Below are 21,071 nucleotides of genomic sequence, written 5' to 3' on the forward strand. Positions count from 1 at the left end.
TAATATAACATCTTCATTTATGGAGGTGGTTCCATTTAAATTCCACCACACTCCAAAACGAATATTAAAAAAAGAGGCGTGCGAAATCCTTAAGAATCTAATAACATCCAATAAGCGAAGCGTATTAAAAACATCAAGGAAAATAACTGAACCCGTACTTATTGGATTAGCACGTATTTACTGAGGAACTCTCAACCAAAAACAGCGTGTGACACTCTGAGAAGCTATTCCACATCAATGTGTAAACAAACTACCAACCAGTTTTAAAGATTCTCGAAAGAGCCTCCCTCCCCCTAATGTTCGCAAAGATTTTTAGATGCTGTGACCTCTCTTACTTATATCAATTAGCGAAGCGAAAAAACACAGTTCGCATTGCTTCGTAAAAATTTTTGTGAAAAATTTCAAGAATTTTTAAGAAGGTCTGCTATCCCGTAGCCCAATAATCTTTAACCGTATGCGTTCCAATGCCATCTGATTTTGAAGTATCAAGATTTCGTTTCTAAGCAGTTTCTTACTATTTTCAGACTGTGCTTGGTTCAACTCCAAGTTCTTTAACTGCATCCTATTGGTAAGGTCTTGTAGCTTGTTTTGTTTACTCATCCGTTGCCGTATTAAAATCTGCGTGTGATAGTATGTGCTTGATAACTTCCAAGGTGAAACTATTACCAATGACGTGATGACTCGGTGTTTTCTTCAGTATCTCACCAACATAATTATCGGGTAAGGTTTGCATACGTTCCAATTCTAACGTGGTAAACGGTCTAAAGAGTTGCTTCACTTCATCATCCGTCAAAGATTCAATTAATTCCAACTTTCGCTCTTTCGGTTCGTAGCAAAAAGATTTATCTAAGAACACTATTTGCCCGATGGAACGTGTTAAATAACGTATGAGCCCATTACGAGTGTATGGAACATTCTTAGTCAGTATCGCATTGGATTTACGTTTATCTACCCAGCTATTTTCAACGCTGCTCTTCAATATAATTTTGTTATCCGTTGGAATAGCTACATTCGGAATATTCGTCCAATACAAGCGATTACGTAAAGCTGGACCAACCAATGAACTGTTTATTTGAATCGGCTCAACTCCGAGTAAATCACTAATTATTTTTCGGTCATGTTTGGGCATGCTCCCAACATTTTCCATTAAGAAATATTTAGGTTTTACTTCTTGAAGGACACGTAATGCTTCATAGAATAAGCTAGATTTCTCACCAGCTAATCCCGTACGATTTTTACGCAAAGAGCATAAGTCTTGGCATGGACTACCAAATGTCATTACATCGATTGGAGGTAATTTTGAAGTATCAATATTTCGAACATCACCGAGTTGGATTGTCCCTGGAAAATGATGCTGAGTTACTTTGATAGGATTCTTGTCAATTTCCGAAGCGTAATAGGTATTTATTGGAATGTTTAGTTGTTTTAGAGCTAATTGTGTAATACTGATACCGTCAAATAATGACAATACATTGATTCCGTTTTTCGTATTCATAGATTGTTTTATCTATAAATAGTTGCGGAATCAGTAAAAGTCCTTGATTGGGTACTTTAGGAGTTTTAAAAATAGGAATCCCAATAAGGGCGGGAGGTTCCTCGAATAAAAAAATATAAAATGCTGGCACGGGAATGTTTTTCCTTGTATCCTTGTCGAGTATCCTTCACTTTTATAAAGAAGTGAAGGAAGAAAAGAAAAACCTAGTGAAATCAGTACTTTCAAGAGGTTTTAAATAAGTTGAAGTTAAATCAAGTTTCACAAGGTCTATAAATCACCAAAAGTGAAACATAAAATAAATATTATGGCATTAAAAGGACAAAAGACAACATCGGATTTTTTAGAATGGGATAAAATGAAAACATTAGTATTGAAATTAGAACGTGATGGAGATTTCAAGTTCGCATTATTAATTTCATGTGGATGTTACTTAGGATTACGTATTTCAGACTTATTACAATTAAAATGGTCAGACCTATTATATAAGGAGTATTGTGAATTAATTGAAAAGAAAACGAAAAAAGAACGTAAAGTAACTATCAACACTGAACTAGCAACGATTATTGAACGCATTTACACTGAATTAAATCCAAGTATGGAGCAATATATCTTTGTAAATCGTTTTGGTAAGAAACCAATCAGTGTTCAACATGTAAATACTAAGTTGAAAGAAATATTTAAGCAGTACAATATAAAAGGACAATACTCAAGTCACTTTATGCGTAAGTCATTAGGTCGTCAAGTATGGACCAAGAATAATTATTCAGAGCAAGCACTCATACTACTATCTCAATTATTTAATCACTCTAGTATTCAGACTACGAAAATCTATTTAGGGATTAGAGAGCAAGAAATCAGCAACTTATACTTGAGTTTGTAACATTAGTAATAATAAATAATGTTGTAATTGCATAAATAAACTGAAAAAAGCTTGTTTAATCGAAATAAAGTGTTATATTTGCAATGTATTTATGAAAAAACAACAAAACACCATGAGTGAAACTAAAGAACAATATAAAGCACATTGGAGTAGTGAATTACTGACACTATTAGGAATATGGCTCTTTGAAAAAGGAGAAATAGGACATGCTTTGTTATGTATTACGGGACCACAATGGGGCTATAAGACAGCTATTCAACTCAAAATAACTTGGGATGATGTGTATGATTTTGAAGACCATGATTTTAAGTATATTCTTTTTCCAGATGCTCAATGTGAAGCTAAAGAAGATGACGTGGAAACTAGATTTATTGATGGTTTGGCTCGTAAATATATTGAGTTAGCAGAAAACATCGTTGACTTGAATTATACAGATGATGTAATCTGTACAAATTACAAAACGGGTAAACCATTAAGTACTTCAACGTTAAATCGTGAACTGCAAAAATTTAGCAAACAATTTTTAAAGGAGATAGAAGAGAAAACGGGTAAAGAGTTCCATTTGAAACCATTAAAATCAAATGCTTTTCAAATTGCATTTGCATTGAAACTGTTAGCAAAGTATTCTTATTCAAAAAAAGCATTTATTTCAATATCAAAATTTATGGGGCATAGAACTTTAAAAGATACTATCAAGTTATTAGAAGTTGAGCCATTTGATACAATAGTCTATGATTTTCAAGGTTTCTCAGAAAGTTCAAATTTGAATATAGAATTATTAGAGAATACTGACAAACTTAAGAGTTTTATGAAAGAGACTATGTTTGACCATTGGGTAGCTTTAAAAGATAGCTTCTCACCAATATCATAAAAACTTAAAAAACAGTTAATTATAATTTAGAGTGAAATCTGAAGGTGGATACCTATGTCCAAAAATTAAGAATAATTAAAATCCAAAAAGCAATGTTAAACACAGAAAACAAAAACAATTACATTTTTAAAAGTGAAAATCTAGTAGTAAACATTCTTGGAGGATTGAACGATTTGAATTTAGGAAGTTTACGAGTAACCCTTAAGATAACTAAAGAAGGTTCAACCTTCTCAAGAAGAGATAGTGTTGATTTATATAATGGCTCTCAAGTTGAAAAACTAATGAGAAAAATAGCAGAAGAATTGGAAGTAGGTATCATAGCTGTTAGAAAAATGATATCTCAACTGATAGATACATTAGAGTTATATCGGTTGGATAATATCGAACAAGAAAATGAAGAAGATGCAATAGAATATGAATTAGATGAATCAGAATACAATGAGGCAAAGGAACTATTAGCTTCTAAAGATTTACTAATAACGACTAATAAATTAATTGGAGCCTCTGGAATTGTGGGTGAAGAGAATAACCGTTTATTAATGTATCTCATATTCACTAGCAGAAAGACTTCAAATCCATTGCACTGTATAAGCTTTAGGAATTCTGGTGTTGGTAAAACTCACCTACAATCAAAGGTTGCTGAGTTAATCCCAAATGAAGATAAAGTAGAATTCACGATGCTATCACCCAATGCATTCTTTTACTTCAATCAATATGAATTACGTAATAAATTATTGGTGATTGAGGACATGGATGGAGCGAAAGAAGGATTACTTCCTTTAAGAGAATTACAGACGAAAAAACGTATCACCAAGTCTATTGTAAATAAAACAATTGGAGGTGTTGGTAAGACAACAAATAGAGTTGTTGAAGGTCCCGTATGCGTAGCTGGATGCACCACTCAAGAAAGTATTTACGAAGATAATTCAAATCGTTCTTTCTTATTATACATAGATGAAAGTAAGGAACAAGACGAACGTATCATGACATATCAGCGCATGCAGTATGCGGGTAAAATTGATGTTGACCAGCAATTAAGATGTGCTAAGTCATTACGCAATGTGCAATGTATTTTAGAGCCAATTAAAGTAGTTAATCCCTATGCAGAATACTTAGAGCTACCTAAATCAGTATTCAAGCCTAGACGTACGAATATTCATTATTTGCAGCTTATAGAGGTGATTACATTCTATCATCAATATCAACGTGAAAAATTAACAGATGAACAAACGGGTGAAGATTATATTGAAACCACTTTAAGTGACATTAAACTAGCGAATGATTTAATAAAAGAGGTTTTATTAAGAAAATCAGATAACCTCAATACTGCAACTAGAAATCACCTTGAAGAGTTAGTAATGTATCTAAAAGCAAATAATAAAAAGACGTTTTCAAATCAAGAAATTAGAAGAACTTTTAGATTGAAGGAGCCAACACATAGACGTTATCGAAATTCATTATCAGAAGAAGGGTTTATCCAAAAGAGAACAGACATCAAAGGTGTTTCAACAAGTTATGAATTGGTTTATACAGATGAATTCAAAGATTTAGAAACCTCAATAGAAAAAGCATTGGAACTATGTATTGAAAAGCTCGTCACCTCGTCAGAGGTTCGTCACTCGTAAATGACGAGGCTAATCAGTTAGAAACAAAGAGGTTGTACTCAATTCGTCATTAAACACAAAACAAAAGGAAGCTATGAAATCATTAACACTTTATAATCAGTCATTTATTGTCTTAGTACATTCTTTCCAAGGATGGTTGACAACCTTAGGATACGCTGAAAGCACAAGCAGTACTTTACCAAATCATTTAAAAGAATTCTTTTGTTATTTAGAATCAAAAGGACATGAAGGTATCGGATTTATTACCACAAAATTAGTTTCTGAATACTACCATACTCACCTATCAATTCGAAAGAACACAAGACGTGGTGGAGCTTTAGGAAATAGAGCATTAAACAAACACCAACAAGCGTTAAAGCTATTCTTAAAATATTTAAAAGAACATGGAGCTAAATATAATTTTGGAGTTCACTTAAGGACTGAAAAAGCAGCAACGATTAATGTTCGTGATTTATTAAGTCAAGACCAAGTAAGACAATTATTTAATGCTTGTGACTGGTCACACATTTCAAAGAAATATCAATTACGAGATAAAGCAATATTGGTAGTTTTATATGCTTGTGGATTACGAAGAAATGAAGCAATTCACATAAATATTAATCATGTGAATTTTGATAAAAGAGAATTGTTTGTTGCCAAAGGGAAAAACTATAAATCTCGTTTTATTCCATTGAATGATTTTAGCTTGAAGATATTAGAAGAGTATATCTACGATGCAAGACCACAATTCAATAAAGATACAAAAACATCAGACTCTTTATTCTTAAATAAATTTGGAGGAAGGATGCTCGGTAAAACCTTTAGTGATAGACTACATAAAATCATTGAAGCAACAGAAGACGAAATCATAATGAGTAAGAAAATAACCTTGCATACCTTACGTCATTGTTTAGCAACTCATCTACTAGAAAAAGGAATGAAACTAGAAGATATTAGTAGGTTATTAGGTCATTCTAGCCTTGAGAGTACACAAATATATGTTCACTTATTAGATAAGCTTAAAGAAGATGAATAACTTTAAAGAATACTTAGAAATACATGCTTATTCAGAAAGCACAATACGTTGTTATGATGGCAATATCACTAAGTTTTTATCTTGGTGTAATAAGAGAGGTTATGAGGCTTGTACCTTAGATTACAAGCAATGTTTAGACTATGTAAAGTATATTCAAAATAGAAAAAACAAGATTACTCAGAAATCATTAAATCATAGAGTTGGCATCGTAAAATTATATTTTAAATATTTAGTTTTTGATGAACAGCGTCATTTCAATCCGCTTGAAAACACCAATATAAAAGGAATTGAACGTTCTTTTGAGCATGATTTATTATCTCCAATAGAATTAGAAGAATTATATTTCAGTTACCAAACGGAAAATATTAAATCACCAAAGTGCCCATCGGTAGCAATGCGTAATAAAGTATTGACTGGTTTAGCAGTTTTTCAAGGATTAGATGCAAGAAGTATTAGAATACTTAAAAAAGATAATATCAACCTCAGCATAGGAAAGATATATATCCCAGGGAGCAGAAGAAGTAATGCAAGAACATTGGATTTAAACTCAAGTCAAATAATGCCTTTGATTCAATATACTCAAACTCATAGAGCAACACTTCAAAAAAAGATAAATTCGTATACAAACGCTTTATTCCCTATGAATTCAGATAGAATTAGCAGCATTATTAATCCAGTGTTTAAAGAATTGAAGAAGATGAATTTTAGAGTAACCAATACCAAACAAATTAGAGCATCTGTGATTACCAATTGGTTAAAAAAGTATGATTTAAGAAGAACTCAATATATGGCTGGGCATAAGTGTATTTCTTCTACTGAATACTATCTAAGAAACGATTATACCGCAATGCATGAAGCTATTGAAAGTTTTCATCCGATGAGTTAATTAAGATTGGGCAAAATTCACCAAATCATCAAATTCACCAACATCAGCTTTTTTCAAAGCTTTTATATATGTGCTACGTGTTTCACTTTTACTAACTAAGCTATTTTGACCCCAAGTAAAAATAGCTTTCTTGAAAACATGCTTCATCATTATATCCCCCATTAAACGTGAATGTCTTCCGTTACCATTTGGAAAAATATGTATTGCTACTAATTTATGCTTGAAACGAACACTTATTTCTTCATCTGAAAAAGTATTGTTTGCTATCCAAAAACGACAATCATCTAAAAGTTGTCTTAGCTCTACACCAATCTTATAGCGTTGAATTCCTATTGTTTTTTCACTAGTTCTAATTTCACCAGCCCAAGACCAAACATCACTCAACATCTTCTTATGAACATTATAGATAAAATCTTCACTCAATATTTTATCTGCTTTAAATCGTCTACGTAATAAATAAAATTCTACTGCTTTTTGAATGTTTAATTGTTCGAATTCATCTAAATCACCTCTAGTAGTTATCGAAGAAATTTTTAAACCATCCATTTCCTCTTGCTCAAGAGGTGTTTGTCCATCATCATATACTAATTTTAATCCCATAAGTATCTTGGCATTTCGTAAAGTAATTCATTTGTTTTCTCATCAACAGCCTTCTTTAAGCGTTTATTTGAATTCTCTTGGTCTTCCAGTGCCATTGTATTTGAAGTTGTTTTAACAATCTCTAATGCTAATTCTCTAGCACGTTTTTCAATAGATTTTTCAATAGAACCATCCATTGGTACAAATCCGTAAACCAACTTCATGTTTAATGCTTTTCCAACTTCTTCCAAACTTTTTAATGTAATACTACCATCTTTTTCTCGCTTTTCTAAACCCTCAACAGATTGATGTTTGATATTTAACTTTTCAGATAATTGACGTAGTGACATTTTATATGTTTTTCTAATAACGTGCAACCACCCTTTATCTGGTACTACTGTTTTTAATATTGGCTTAAATACTTCTAGCTTATCATCAAGTTGCTCTACTAATAATTTTTGTTTAGGATTCATCATAATAAACCTATTTATCTTTAATGTTTAAATTAAAATATTCAACATATATACTGAATAAATTATTTTATTTTCAGCTTACAAGCTGATATTTAAATGCAAATTTAAATATAAAAACTGAATTATTCTATATTATATCAACATATAAGCTGAATAATTATTTTTATTTTCAGTTTTTAAGCTGAAAATAAAACACGTATTTCATTGTAGAAACAATAGGAAAGACTAGGCTATTTAATGTTAAAAAGCTAATTTAGTATTAGAATTAAAGTTCATTGAAATAGATAGCTAGTAAAAAATAAAAAGTACTATACAGCCTTTTTTGTTAGCGGTATAGTACTCATTTGGACTTAAACATAAAGGGTATAATACAGTTACGCAGCCTATTGGAAATGGTGTTGCTCAGAAATTTGGTTTTGGAGGTAAAGAATATCAAGACGAATTAAACCTTGATTGGTATGATGTATCTGCTAGGAATTATGACCCAGCATTAGGTAGATGGATGAATTTAGACCCGTTAGCAGAAAAGATGCGTAGACATTCTCCTTATAATTTTGGTTTTGATAATCCTGTTTATTTTCAAGATTATGATGGAATGATGCCTTCAGGAGGTCCTGGTGATTGGTTAAAAAATCAAGTTACTAGAGCTAAATCTGCCGTTAGAAGAGAAGTTGGTAGAAGAGTTAGTAATTTTGTTTCAAATGTTAGTTCATCTGTAGTAAATTCTGCTAAGGCTATTGTAGGTTCAGCTAAAAAAAATATAGGTGGTTTTTTCAGAGATGGTGATGGTGGAATAAACTTTATAGCTGAAAATGGAACAAATCAAGGTCAGAAAAAAGGAGGTACTAATGTAACAACAATTGATGCAGATGTTGTAATTGGAGCCAAATCTTTTGGGGGGAAATTTAAAGGAACCAAAAAATTGAGTAAATTAAGTGCTAAAAATGTGTTTAAGGCATTTAAAAATGGAACTAAGGATACAAAAAAAATAGCAAAGGGAGCTACATCAATGGAAAGTAACTTGTCAGAATCAGACACTACTGCTACTGTAAAATATCCAAATGGAATTAAAGACTTTAATCCAAGTACTCCTGGAGGTTTAATGCTGAGTGATGTTAAAGATTCCACTATAACAGCATCGAAACCTGTAGTAAGAAAATTTATAAAAAAGGCTAAAAAACTTGTAAATTCGCAACATGAAAAACTTAATAATGGAAACTACTAACATGAAAAACACTGTTATAAAAATAATCTTTTTTGCCTTGTTTTCTTTTATAGCGATATCTTGTAATACAAAAGAGAAAAGTAAAAGGATTAATTTTTTAGAAAATGAAAACGATTCTTTAAAGAATATCCTTAAAGAATTAGAGGGTAAATATATATTTGATAGTATTGCATTTAGAGATATTTATAGCAAAAAGAATACTAATAAATTAAATTCAGAATTAGAGATAGAGTTATTAGTTGTTGGATTTAATTCAAATCAAACTTTTTTTACTAAATTCGATAGTATCAATAAAGAAGGAGATATCATTAATCCTGTTTCTTTGAAACAAAAAAATGGAGGATTTAAATATAAAACAAAATTAAGAAGTAATCGTAATAGTATTAATATAGATATGAATATTAATAGTAAATATGGAAAATCAAAAACAGGTAGATTACATGATGTAATTATTATAAGTAAATAGTTTTACTAGAACAACACATCTATTTAAAACTACAACAATGCTATGTAAATGATTACGATTGAGTTTTATTGGAACCAGTGAAATGTATTCAAGTAATGATGCGATGGAAAATGGTATAGCTTCTGTTAAAAAGAATGCACCAAATGCTACTGTAGAAGATAATTCTTAGTAGAAAATTAAATAATTAGAATATGCAAGAAGATGGACTTAGGTTCATCTTTTTGTTTTATAACACTATAGGTAAAGCTTAATATTCACTTTTACTTTCGTAATAATTACTACAAGGCACTCTCTATTTTAAACCACGACAAAACGGTTCCAATATTGGAATTATTAGCAATAATATGGGTTTAGTAAAAATGTATTAATCATAGTTATGAAAAAGGATATTCAAAAATGGATATCCTTTTTTTTTAATACAAAACGTCATTGCGATTGAGGAACGAAAGAAGCAATCTGTTAATCAACTAGCAGATTACATCATTTAACTATGTTTCATTGGTAATGCCTATTTTTTACGTATTACAAGATATAGCGGAGCTACAATCGTTAAATTGTTGATTAGCTTCTACTCTATTTTTTCGTGCTAATAAAATTTGTTTTTTAAATCTATCTTTATCAGGAATTTTCCCTTCTATAATTTCCATAGTGGTATAACCATATAATTCTGTAGGGTATCTTTCATGATTATAATAGGCAACAAATCGTTCTAAATCTTGAAGGTGTGTTTCTGTATTTAAAGAATATTTTCCACGCATGAATTCTGTTTTATAAATGCTATGTGTGCTTTCTGACATCGAATTAGAAAAAGGAAAGTCTTTGGTTTGTGCGATAATCTTGGTTACTATTGGAGGTGCTTGTATATTCTGAATCCAAGTTAAGAGCTCTCCTTTATTTTCACTTCCTCCATCCGATAAAATATTAATAGGATTTGTTTTATTTAAGAGGTTATACCTATCGAACGTTTCTAGGAATAGATTTTTAATAAAATTGCTTCCAGCTTTTCCATTGGTAGAACTATAATGTAAAATGGCTTTCGAAAAGTTATCTTTTACGAAAGCTACTTTTTGAACACCACTCTCTATAGTAGATACATTGGTAATATCCACATGCAACCACTCAAAAATTCTGGTAGCTCTAAAACCTTTTTTAATCGGCTGTTTAAAACGTTTAGGTTTTTTATAGCCTAAAGCAGCAGCATATTTAAAAAAAGTAGATTTACCACAAGTCACTAAATTATTAACAAGCGCATGATAATACAAGGTGGTTTTAGACTTCCCGAAGTTATTGGTATCTGTTACCAAGTTTTCAATAGCTACGACTTCATTAACTGTTAGCTGGCTTGGATGTTGTTTGTAGCATTTCTGAAATGGACTTAAATTACAAATCAGTTTTCTTTTCTCTCTATAATACCAATCTTTAGAAACGCCATAATATCTACAAGCAGTAATTACAGATACTTTAGAAAGGGAAGCTAGGTGTTCGATAGAACTAACAATTTTAGAAGCGTGTAGCTTCAATAGTTTTTTGTTATGAGCTAACTCGCCCAACATATGCAAATAGCCTTTTCTGGTCTCTGTCAAAAATCGCAAGGATTTAAACAAGAACTTAGAGGCAAATACATCTTTAATCTCATCAAATTGTTCTATGTAATTGGTAGTCCAATCATTTCCGTAATAGTTTTCATGTGCAAAATGCTTTCAATTATACCGAGTAGTTTTGGGTATTTGAGCAATTTGCTTATCATCCAGCATTCCACTAGTATATAATATAATCACCAATGGATGATAACTTCGTTTATACATTTTCTCATAGCTTTTTCAGCCTGCGAAAATATTTAATTGAAATTAAATTATTGTTTACTAACTAATAAAATGCAGTGATTAAAATGATTAATTAGTATAGTTTATAAAGTGTTTATTTTTAGCAATAAAATACATGAAGATTATGACACTATAGTCAAAATATAATAATAAAGGGGTTTTGAAAATACGCCTTTCAATTTAATTCTTTAAATACAGGAAATAAAAATGAATAGAATGGAGTAAAGAAAAAATAATTAATATGATGTCGATAAATAAAAAATATAAATTTTAAAAGGAATTAACAGTGATACTTTAATATAAATAATGTGATAATAAAATTAATTGATTCTTAAAAATCAAGTAAAAGAAACTAAAATCTTCCTCCTTTACTCCACCTCTCCTATCTGTAAAATCAGTATTTACAAGGATTTTCACTTTCTGTATCGGAAAGTAATTATTATTTCTTTTCATTGGCACTTTGTTTTTTTATTAAAAATTAATATGAGATAATAATCTTATTTAATCTCGCAAAGTCAATTTTATCTTCATAAAGTCTATTGTAGTAAATAAAAACTCTATTAGTATCTTTGTTTATATGACACAAATTAAAGCAATACTAATTGATGATGAAGAAAGTGCAAGAAATGTACTGACCAATTTATTAGAAAGATCTTCTTCTAAAATCAACATTCTCAATACTTGTAATAATTTAGAACAAGGTGTTAAGCAAATTAAAATATTAAAACCCAATGTAATATTTTTGGATGTTCAAATGCCAAATTATGCAGGTTATGAAATAGCAAATTTTTTTGATGAAATAAACTTCGAAATTATTTTTGTAACTGCTTACGATCAATATGCCATAAAAGCATTTGAACTAAATGCTATTGATTACCTAGTTAAACCAATTGATAGAAATAAGTTAAATATAGCTCTTGAAAAACTAGAACAAAAATTAGAACATAAAAATCAATTAATAGACTATCAGTCATTATTAAAAACGATAAAAGATAAAAATTATAAAAAAATAGTAATTCCTGAATTAGGAAATAGGCATATTATTGATTTAAAAAATATTGTTTCTATAGAGGCAAGTGGTGCATATAGTGTTATACACTTAAAAGAAAACAAAAAAATTACTACAAGTAAAAACCTTAAATATTTTGAAGGAATTCTTTCAAAAGAACCTTCTTTTTTTCGTTCTCATAGAGGATGGATTATTAACTTAAATTTTGTAAAATTCTTAAATAAAACAGATTTAGTTGTAACTTTAACTCACACTACTCTTAAAGCAAAAATTTCAAGAAATAGAATAAATAATTTTGAAGAAACAATTAAATAACATTTCAAAAAATATATATAAGCCTAAAAAAAAGCTTGTGTTAAGTATACTTTTTTTTGTTTCATTTATAGTTTTTGCTCAAGAACCTATAACAATACACCTCACGGAAAAAGAAGGATTACCTGATAAAGAATTTTATGATATTTTTGAAGATGATAAAGGTTTTATTTGGCTGTGTGCAGACAAAGGTTTTTTTAAATACACTGGCAAAGAGTATAAAAAATATAATAACATAGAACAACGGGGACTCTCAGTATTTGGTGTTCAACAAGACCCAAGAAAACGTATTTGGTGTAATAATATATCTGGACAATTCTTTTATGTCGAAGGAGATAAATTAACTTTATTTATTGATTTAAATAAGCAGCTAAAAGGAGTTCTCGCAAAGTTTTTTGTTAAAAAAAACTATTTATGGGTATTTACAAGATCAGATATTTATCAAATTAATTTAATTACAAAAAAAATAAAAACTGTTATAAAAGCTAAAACTTATATAGGAGGTACTTTTAGTTATAATGATGCTATTTACTATCAAACTATTGATTCAATATCTAGGGTAACCGCAAATAATAAAGTTAAAAGTTTTTTAGCTAGAAAGCTATTGGTTAAAAATAAAAAAGTAAAACCAATTCCTCCAACCAAATCAATTAGTTTTAAGTGTGGTACAGATTTATTTTTAATGCAAGAAAATGGTTTTGATAATATTTTTTTTAAAATAAATACATTAAAAAAGAATATAAAAATTATCAATGGTTTTGAAGATATTAATAAATATGGAACGCATACTATTTTTGAAAACAATAAAGAAGTATGGTTTGGTACTAATAAAGGTGTTTGGGTATATGAATATGTTAAAAACTGCTTTCAATTAAAAAAACATTTTTTAAAAGATAAAAATGTAACTAAAATATTAAAAGACAAGGATAATAATTACTGGTTATCAACATTAAATAATGGAATATATCTTATTCCTAATATTAATATTGAAACTAGTAATATATTAAATAAAAATATTAGTAGCTTAGATAAACTAAATGATAGCACATTAGTTTTTGGACTTAGAAATGGAAATTTAGGTTTTTATAACACAAACAACTACAAATCAAAAATTATAAAACTACCAACTAATGATAGAGTATCTGCTATTAAATGCCTATCAAATAATATTATTTTAGTTAGTAAAGATATTACTTCTTATGTGCTTGATTATAAAAAGAATCAATATATTAAAACAGATACATATCAATCTGTTAAAAGTTTCTCTATAGTAAATGATAATATATTAGGTGCAAGCTCTAACACTGCTACTCTACTTAAAAAATCAAATATTATGCTTAAAAAGGATTTTTTTCGTGGTAAAGTAAAAACAATATCTAGGGGTAAAAGAACGTATACATCTTATTACAATGAAAAAAAGAAAGAGGTGTATATTTCATATGTAGACGGTTTAATGGTGTATGATAGTACTTGGAATGCCAAAAGTATTCAATATAACAACAAATTTATTTATACCAAATCAATAACAAAAACAACTAATGATGTTATTTGGGTTGGTACTTTTAAAGATGGTATTTTTGCTATAAAAAACAATTCCGTAGTTAATCATTACACTACTAAAAGTGGATTAACCTCAAACAATATTGAAAAAATTAAAGCTGATAAAAATACTTTATGGATTGCTACAGATAATAGCATTCAAAAGTTTAACACAACTAGTTTACAGTTTAAAAAGCTTACAAAAAAAGAAGGTATTCCCTCTTACGACATCTCTGGTATAGAGTTTATTAATAATAAAGTGTTTTTCTCTTCTAATGAAGGTTTATTTTCTATAAACAAGAAGAAAACTTTTAAAAAATACAATCCAAAAGTTTACTTTAATACATTTCAAATTAATGAAAAAGATACATTGATAAAACCAGAATATGTTTTAAACCATACTCAAAATACGATAAAAATAGGGTTCAATGTTACAGGGTTTTCATTTGATAAAAATGGAAAATATAAATATCGATTAAAAGGAATAAATAATAATTGGATTCTTACAGAAGCAGGAGTAAGTACAGTAAAATATAACAGTTTACCATCAGGAAATTACATATTTCAAGTACAACCTTATTTAAATAGTAGCCAAAAAGGGTATAAAATAAAAGAGTTAAAATTTACTATAAAAAAAGCTTTCTGGACAACATGGTGGTTTAGGACAATCATATCTTTTTTACTTCTAGGAAGTATAATACTATATTATAAAATAAAATTAAATAGAAAAGAAAAAGAACGCCTTATACAATTAGAAAAAATAAACTTAGAAAAAGAACTCATCGCGATTAATCTAACAGCTTTGCGTTCACAAATGAATCCACATTTTATATTTAATGCCTTAAACTCGATACAAGATCTAGTATTAAAACAAGATACAGATGCTACTTATGATTCTATTGTTTTATTTGCAGAGTTAATACGTAATGCCTTAAGTTATTCTAACCAAGATTTTATTTCAATAAATAAAGAATTACAATTTTTGAACGTGTATTTACAATTAGAAAAACTGCGGTTTGGAAAAGAATTTAACTATCGCATTAGTTATAATGAAAATAATGATTTAGAAGTACCCTCCTTATTAATACAGCCCTTTATAGAAAATGCGTTAGTACACGGTTTATTACATAAACCTGGTAAAAAAGAGCTTAATATTAAGTTTAGTTTTACCCAAAACAAATTACAATGTATTATTACAGATAATGGCATAGGAAGAGTTAAGGCTAAAGAAATAGGTGAACGCCAAGGAAATCATCATGAATCATTTGCTTTAGGAGCTATTGAAAAACGTTTAGAAATTTTTAAAAAACAATACAATCAAAATATTGGGTATAGTATTGAGGATTTATACCTTGATGGAGCTGCATCAGGAACAAAAGTAGTAGTAATAATGCCTTTTAAAAACAGATTTTAACTAATATCAAATTTCAATAACTTCACTCATTTTTTTTGGTAATGATTAAAAACTTTTGATTTCTAGTTTTTCACTCATCGTCATTTTTTTTTAACTTTTATAGTACAACTTACTATTAATTCCTTTATGAAAAACTTACCCTTTACAAACTCAATTTACCATTCACAAAGTTGTTTATTATAAAAACTAGTAAATGAAGTATTGTTGTCTTTAAATTAAAAAACCTATAAAAATAAAAGGATGAAAAAAGTATTTAAAGCATCAGTATTATTTATAATATGTACAGTATTAGCCTTCGTTAGTTGTGATAAGGAAGACAATATACTTATAAACACAGCCCCAGAAATAAAAGCACAAACTTTTAATTTCTCTGAAGATTTAGGACCTAATAATATTATAGGAAAAGTAATTGCTACTGATCTTGAAGATGATAAACTTAGTTATAATATTAAAACTAATAGTAATAATCTATTTAAAATTTTTGATAACGGAAATTTAAACCTTGCAGCAGGAATGTCTTTAGATTATGAAACAGCTAAAAAACATACAATTACTATTGAAGTATCAGATGGAAAATTAACAGCATCGGCAATAATAACTATAAATGTTATTGATGTAGATGAGAACGTTGCACCTGAAATTGTAGCACAAGGTTTTGATGTAGATGAAAACATAGATACCGCTACAGAAGTAGCAAATATTGTAGCCACGGATGCCAATAATAATACTTTAACATACACTATTACACAAAATGCATTTCAAAACGGCGATACATCACTACCAATATTTGAGTTTTTACAAAACAACTCTGGAGAGCTGCGTTTATCTACAAATCGTTTTCTTGATTATGAAAATGAAACATCTTACATCATTACGGTAGAAGTTTCTGATGGTGTATTAACAGCATCTGCGGATATTACTATAAATGTAACTAATGTAAATGAACCACCACAAATTAGAGACAGTAGTGTAATAAATGATCCTGCAGAAGATATTACTGATACTTTTGTTATTGGTACCATTGTAGCAACAGACCCTGAAGGAGATGTTATTACCTATTCTTTAAGTAATAACCCAAATAATTTATTTGAGATTAACGTTGATGGAGAAATAAGCTTAGCACCTGGAAAAAGCCTAGATTACGAAACAGCTACTAGCCATAATATTACCATACAGATTTCCGATGGTTCTCTTTCTTTAACAGAAGATATCACTATTAATGTTACCGATGTTGTAGAACCAACTACTAATGGATTTATTACAACTTGGAAAACCACTACTGCAAACGAAAGCATAACAATTCCTACCAATAACAGCTTAACTTATAATTATACTGTAAATTGGGGTGATGGTAGTACTAGTACCAATCAAACAGCTAATGCTACACATACTTACGTTACCGCAGGTATTTATGAAGTGAAAATTACAGGGAATTTTCCTGCTATTTACTTTAATAATACAGGTGATACTGATAAAATACAAACCATAAAACAATGGGGAGATATTAAGTGGAAATCTATGAACGGTGCTTTTTATGGTTGTACACAACTTACCTATACAGCTACTGATGCTCCAGATTTATCTTTAGTAACAGATATGTCAAATACATTTAAAAGAGCAAGGTCATTTAACGCAAATTTAAATAATTGGGATGTAAGTACTATCACTAATATGTTTAGTATGTTTAACGATGCTAAATCATTTATAGGTCATATTAGTAGTTGGGATGTAAGTAATGTAAGTAACATGGCATTCATGTTTACAAATGCAATTGTTTTTAATAGTGATATTAGTACTTGGGATGTAAGTGGGAGTGTAAATATGACTAGTATGTTTCTTGGCGCATCAGCCTTTGATCAAAACCTAAACAATTGGGATGTAAGTAATGTTAATAATATGTCGGGGATGTTTAGAAGTGCAACTTCTTTTAACGGCAATATTAGCAATTGGAATGTAAGTAGAGTAAGAACTATGAGGTATATGTTTCAGAATACTGCTTTTAATCAAGATATTAGTAATTGGGATGTAAGTAATGTAAAAGTGATGGAGGGGCTATTTGCTGGAGCAGCCGATTTTAATCAAAATATTAGTGGTTGGAATGTAAGTAATGCTACTACTATGCAAGCCATGTTTAATAATGCAGGTTCTTTTAGCCAAGATTTATCTAATTGGAATACAGCTAATGTAACAAGTTGCAATGGTTTTAGTGCAAATTCTGCATTAACAGCTGCACAATTACCAACCACAGGAAACTGTTTCTAGTTTAATCTTTAAAGAAAAAAAATAGCTACTTGTATTTTACAAGCAGCTATTAAACTTTTAATAAATATTACAATGAAAAAAATAATTTTAATACTTACTTTATTAGTAACAACAGCAGTAGTGTCTCAAAACAATTTATTTGATAATGTTTCTGAGAAAGATCAATATCAAGAATATACAAAAGCTTGGGATAAAGAAGGTGATGGTACTTATAAAATTAGTGAAAAACGATTTATAGTTAATTTTAAAATTGAACGTCTTTCAACTGGTGAAGGATATAGTATAGCAGCTGTTGTAGCTGAAGGTGAAAAAAAAGGAAAAAAAGGAGGAGGATATAATGTAATAGATGGGTATTACGAATGTAGTGGGTACCCTTATGAAAGTGTTATAAGACATAAATATAAAAAAGACGGTATTGTAGCTATAGGAGACTACGTGTTTGTATTAGATAAAATTTCTAAAGACGGAACCTCGTTTCAATTTATTGATGATATCTATGTTAAAATAAAAGGAGGAAATACTACTGGTAAAAAGAAAAAGAAGTCTTTTTTTCAGAGATTAAAAGAAGCGAAAAACAAGTCTAAAAAGAACCCTGATTATGGGGCAGAACACAAAGCCTTGCAAAGTAAAAATTTAAAGAAGTTAATTACTGATTATTTAGTTGCTATGAAAGCTAAACAAAACGCTAGAACAGCAAAAGAAAAACAAGGTGATAAAAATATTATAGCTGCAAAGAATAAAGGAGAACAAGATATTAAACGATATAATGACTCTATCAAGGCAACTCCAGAGTATAAAGATTTACAAAGAAGAAAAAGACTAAATGAAGCGAATTACCAAGGAGCCAAAGCAAAAAATACGGTAACTCTTCGTAACAATAGCAGTCGTACAATTTATGTAGGCACAAATGGTAGTCGTAATCCAGGAACAAAAATTAGTGCAGGAGGCACAGCTTCATGGAATTGTGATCGAGCCGCTTATTTACAAAAAATAACCAAGTCCGGTGGTAGTAATGCTTATAGTTCTACGAATAGACTTGTGTATAGAAAAAACTCAGGATGTGGTAAAACAATCAATATTAACTAAATAATATTCAATTATGAAAATATTTTTTAAATACCTACTAGTATTGCTAATGCCTTGCTTGTTGTATTCTCAAAGTAAAGAACCTACAAAAGCTATTAATGGAAAGTATTATTTGATGGCTGCAGAAAAAGGAATTGGTAGTAAAATGACCAAAGAAAAGCTATTTCAGTACGGTGTATGGGGTAAAGATAAAGTATTAATGGTTGCTGCTTGTAATAAATGCTCTCCAGCAATGTATAAATACAATAATGACGAAAGTCAAACTATGGGTGTTCCTGTTTTTTACAACATTATGGGGCTATATATGATTACCTATGATCACGAAAGTTTTATAATGATGGTACCTGCAAATAAGAAAAGTAAAGATTGGACAGATTTCACTTATAGTAATTTTTACAGTAAAAATAAGGCTAAAGCAGATATAATGACCAAGCAAAAAATAGTAAATTTTATAAAAACACTATAACGTATTATATCTGTATTGAATTTTACTTTTAAAATATATAAAAGCTCAGTTGTAATGATTGAGCTTTTTTTATGAATTTAAAGTAATGGATTTAGATTATTTTAATCATTCATAAAGTAGAATTACGATTCGCAAAGTGCTTTGTTACAAAATTATTAAAGCATAGTACTCTTGTGGTAAATTTTTATTAATATATATTATGAAACAAAAAATACTTTATTTATTATTATTTATATGTAGTATAATTAATACTCAAACCTTTGATTGGGAAACAGCAACGTTACGGAGCAACCCTACAAATCCAGCGCAATCTGCAAGGCAAATTATTAATAATACCTATTATGCTACTTTTTTACCCCAAGTCTTAGTCCTATTCAATTAGCCACTTTCACGCCATAATCCACAGGAAAATCCGTAGTTAATGTTCAATTAGAACCCACTGTTAGATTAGCATTAAATACAGCATCTAATACTACTTTAAATATTCAAAGTATCAAAGTAGCAGGAATAACAAACAATAAAAGTTGGACTTTTAAATCGCTAGATGGTGGAGCTAATGTACATAATCCAACAATGTGTTATATTAATAGTACAGCAAGTATAATTACTTTAAATTGGACAAATGTTCATGTAACCGAAATAAGTAGAACAGATGGATCTTCAGCACATTTTTATGTAGATGATATTGTATTTACACCTCCACCATGCATTGTAACCATACCTGACGTAAACTTTAAAAGTTATTTAGTTAATAACACAGCAAAATAAACACCAATAGAGATAAAAGAATACAATGTAGCGAAGTAACCGCTTTCTCAAAAAAAATCAGTGTAAATACTCCTGGTATTTCAGACTTAACAGGTATTGAAGCATTTACCAATTTAATAAAACTTTTTGCAGACAGAATCGTTTAACAACTTTAAATTTATCTAATAATACTCAATCAACAGAGTTAGCGGTTAGCCAAAGCCCAATAATGAGTTTAGATATTTCAAATAATCCATACTTGATTAATTTTGGTAGCAACTCAATGAATAATTTAACTACATTAAATTTAGCTCACGGAAATAATGCTACTTTAGTTAATTTTGATGCAATAGGTTCGTTTCTTTTAAGTTGTATACAAATTGATACAGGTTTTGCACCGCCATCAAGTTGGCAAAAATAGGTCTTAGCAAATTATAGTACAACTGCAGTCCTGTGTTAAAGTCTATGTAAACTACACAACAACAAGCAATAACAACAGTGCAAATTGGGAAAATGCTTTATTGGCTGTGAATAATGGAGGTGAAATATGGGTATCCGCAGGAACTTACAAACCACACACTTCAGATAGAAATACTTATTTTAATATCACAAAGTCTGGTATTCGTATTTGTAGTGTTTTTTTAGGTAAAGAAGCACAATTATCAGAAATAATTTTAGGTACTAATGAAACTATATTGTCAGGAGATTTACAAGGTAACGATGTAAATACTATAAATTTAGCTTCAAATTACGGAAACACTACTAGAAATACAGATAATAGTTATCGTATTATATGTTACACAAACAGGAGAAAATTTACTCTTAGATGGTTTAACTATAAGTGATACAAATATTTATCAAACAACACTTGATGGTGCTATTATTAAAAATGGTTTAG

Annotated in this window: 21 protein-coding genes; 17 read left to right on the plus strand and 4 right to left on the minus strand. The window is 29.4% G+C overall.

Annotated elements, in window-relative coordinates:
* On the plus strand, nucleotides 1-184 hold a 184-nt coding region (locus tag Q4586_RS09765; protein ID WP_303528703.1), incomplete at its 5' end, for a hypothetical protein.
* A 408-nt stretch (nucleotides 185-592) separates the two neighbouring features.
* Here the strand turns inward: Q4586_RS09765 and Q4586_RS09770 are convergent.
* A complete protein-coding gene (locus tag Q4586_RS09770; protein WP_303528705.1) occupies nucleotides 593-1,495 on the minus strand; it encodes a DNA cytosine methyltransferase in 903 nt (300 codons plus the stop codon).
* A gap of 304 nt (nucleotides 1,496-1,799) precedes the next feature.
* On the opposite strand from Q4586_RS09770, the gene Q4586_RS09775 reads away from it, so the two are divergent.
* The 5 genes from Q4586_RS09775 (at nucleotide 1,800) to Q4586_RS09795 (ending at nucleotide 6,772) form a co-directional block, all read left to right on the plus strand.
* Nucleotides 1,800-2,375, plus strand: a complete 576-nt coding sequence (locus Q4586_RS09775; RefSeq protein ID WP_303528706.1) for a tyrosine-type recombinase/integrase — start codon at nucleotides 1,800-1,802, stop codon at nucleotides 2,373-2,375.
* Between the two features lie 91 nt (nucleotides 2,376-2,466).
* Nucleotides 2,467-3,246 (plus strand): hypothetical protein, encoded by a 780-nt coding sequence (locus tag Q4586_RS09780; RefSeq protein ID WP_303528708.1) that lies wholly within the window; start codon nucleotides 2,467-2,469, stop codon nucleotides 3,244-3,246.
* A 92-nt stretch (nucleotides 3,247-3,338) separates the two neighbouring features.
* Entirely contained in the window at nucleotides 3,339-4,871 is a 1,533-nt protein-coding gene (locus Q4586_RS09785) for an MTBMA_p00010-related P-loop-containing protein (RefSeq protein ID WP_303528710.1), read from the plus strand.
* A 73-nt stretch (nucleotides 4,872-4,944) separates the two neighbouring features.
* Nucleotides 4,945-5,886 (plus strand): tyrosine-type recombinase/integrase, encoded by a 942-nt coding sequence (locus tag Q4586_RS09790; RefSeq protein ID WP_303528711.1) that lies wholly within the window; start codon nucleotides 4,945-4,947, stop codon nucleotides 5,884-5,886.
* Nucleotides 5,879-6,772 (plus strand): tyrosine-type recombinase/integrase, encoded by an 894-nt coding sequence (locus Q4586_RS09795; RefSeq protein WP_303528712.1) that lies wholly within the window; start codon nucleotides 5,879-5,881, stop codon nucleotides 6,770-6,772. The genes Q4586_RS09790 and Q4586_RS09795 overlap by 8 nt, the downstream gene beginning before the upstream one ends.
* Here Q4586_RS09795 and Q4586_RS09800 read toward each other — a convergent pair whose 3' ends face one another.
* Both Q4586_RS09800 and Q4586_RS09805 read right to left on the minus strand, forming a co-directional pair.
* Nucleotides 6,773-7,372 carry a mobile mystery protein B gene (locus Q4586_RS09800; protein WP_303528714.1) on the minus strand — a complete coding sequence of 200 codons (600 nt, stop codon included), beginning with the start codon at nucleotides 7,370-7,372 and terminating at the stop codon, nucleotides 6,773-6,775.
* Nucleotides 7,363-7,827 carry a mobile mystery protein A gene (locus Q4586_RS09805; RefSeq protein ID WP_303528716.1) on the minus strand — a complete coding sequence of 155 codons (465 nt, stop codon included), beginning with the start codon at nucleotides 7,825-7,827 and terminating at the stop codon, nucleotides 7,363-7,365. The genes Q4586_RS09800 and Q4586_RS09805 overlap by 10 nt, the downstream gene beginning before the upstream one ends.
* A 382-nt stretch (nucleotides 7,828-8,209) precedes the next feature.
* On the opposite strand from Q4586_RS09805, the gene Q4586_RS09810 reads away from it, so the two are divergent.
* Genes Q4586_RS09810 through Q4586_RS09820 form a run of 3 tightly spaced genes read left to right on the plus strand, consistent with a single transcriptional unit; the run spans nucleotide 8,210 to nucleotide 9,684 of the window.
* Nucleotides 8,210-9,049 (plus strand): RHS repeat domain-containing protein, encoded by an 840-nt coding sequence (locus Q4586_RS09810; RefSeq protein ID WP_303528902.1) that lies wholly within the window; start codon nucleotides 8,210-8,212, stop codon nucleotides 9,047-9,049.
* Nucleotides 9,021-9,515 (plus strand): hypothetical protein, encoded by a 495-nt coding sequence (locus Q4586_RS09815; RefSeq protein ID WP_303528717.1) that lies wholly within the window; start codon nucleotides 9,021-9,023, stop codon nucleotides 9,513-9,515. The genes Q4586_RS09810 and Q4586_RS09815 overlap by 29 nt, the downstream gene beginning before the upstream one ends.
* A 58-nt stretch (nucleotides 9,516-9,573) precedes the next feature.
* Complete coding sequence (locus tag Q4586_RS09820) at nucleotides 9,574-9,684, plus strand: YegP family protein (RefSeq protein WP_438273386.1); 111 nt, start codon at nucleotides 9,574-9,576, stop codon at nucleotides 9,682-9,684.
* Between the two features lie 346 nt (nucleotides 9,685-10,030).
* Here Q4586_RS09820 and Q4586_RS09825 read toward each other — a convergent pair whose 3' ends face one another.
* Complete coding sequence (locus Q4586_RS09825) at nucleotides 10,031-11,098, minus strand: hypothetical protein (protein ID WP_303528718.1); 1,068 nt, start codon at nucleotides 11,096-11,098, stop codon at nucleotides 10,031-10,033.
* A gap of 817 nt (nucleotides 11,099-11,915) precedes the next feature.
* Here Q4586_RS09825 and Q4586_RS09830 point away from each other — a divergent pair.
* The 8 genes from Q4586_RS09830 to Q4586_RS09865 all read left to right on the plus strand — a co-directional run bounded on the left by Q4586_RS09830 (nucleotide 11,916) and on the right by Q4586_RS09865 (nucleotide 21,018).
* On the plus strand, nucleotides 11,916-12,662 hold the full coding sequence (locus Q4586_RS09830) for a LytR/AlgR family response regulator transcription factor (RefSeq protein WP_068705259.1): 747 nt from the start codon (nucleotides 11,916-11,918) through the stop codon (nucleotides 12,660-12,662).
* A gap of 37 nt (nucleotides 12,663-12,699) precedes the next feature.
* Entirely contained in the window at nucleotides 12,700-15,612 is a 2,913-nt protein-coding gene (locus Q4586_RS09835) for a sensor histidine kinase (RefSeq protein WP_141677696.1), read from the plus strand.
* A gap of 240 nt (nucleotides 15,613-15,852) precedes the next feature.
* Entirely contained in the window at nucleotides 15,853-17,874 is a 2,022-nt protein-coding gene (locus Q4586_RS09840) for a BspA family leucine-rich repeat surface protein (protein ID WP_303528720.1), read from the plus strand.
* A gap of 72 nt (nucleotides 17,875-17,946) precedes the next feature.
* Nucleotides 17,947-18,960, plus strand: a complete 1,014-nt coding sequence (locus Q4586_RS09845; protein WP_068705253.1) for a hypothetical protein — start codon at nucleotides 17,947-17,949, stop codon at nucleotides 18,958-18,960.
* A gap of 13 nt (nucleotides 18,961-18,973) precedes the next feature.
* Nucleotides 18,974-19,426: a hypothetical protein gene (locus tag Q4586_RS09850; RefSeq protein ID WP_141677695.1), complete on the plus strand. Its 453-nt coding sequence runs from the start codon at nucleotides 18,974-18,976 to the stop codon at nucleotides 19,424-19,426.
* Between the two features lie 573 nt (nucleotides 19,427-19,999).
* The gene (locus Q4586_RS09855) at nucleotides 20,000-20,194 is read left to right on the plus strand and encodes a hypothetical protein (RefSeq protein WP_068705249.1); all 195 of its coding nucleotides are present in this window, start codon (nucleotides 20,000-20,002) and stop codon (nucleotides 20,192-20,194) included.
* Nucleotides 20,195-20,402: 208 nt separating this feature from the next.
* Nucleotides 20,403-20,594 (plus strand): hypothetical protein, encoded by a 192-nt coding sequence (locus tag Q4586_RS09860; RefSeq protein ID WP_068705247.1) that lies wholly within the window; start codon nucleotides 20,403-20,405, stop codon nucleotides 20,592-20,594.
* A gap of 100 nt (nucleotides 20,595-20,694) precedes the next feature.
* Nucleotides 20,695-21,018 (plus strand): hypothetical protein, encoded by a 324-nt coding sequence (locus tag Q4586_RS09865; protein ID WP_303528723.1) that lies wholly within the window; start codon nucleotides 20,695-20,697, stop codon nucleotides 21,016-21,018.
* The last annotated feature ends 53 nt before the right edge of the window (nucleotides 21,019-21,071 follow it).

It is taken from the genome of Tenacibaculum soleae (assembly GCF_030549005.1).
In the GTDB taxonomy this organism is placed as follows: domain Bacteria; phylum Bacteroidota; class Bacteroidia; order Flavobacteriales; family Flavobacteriaceae; genus Polaribacter; species Polaribacter soleae.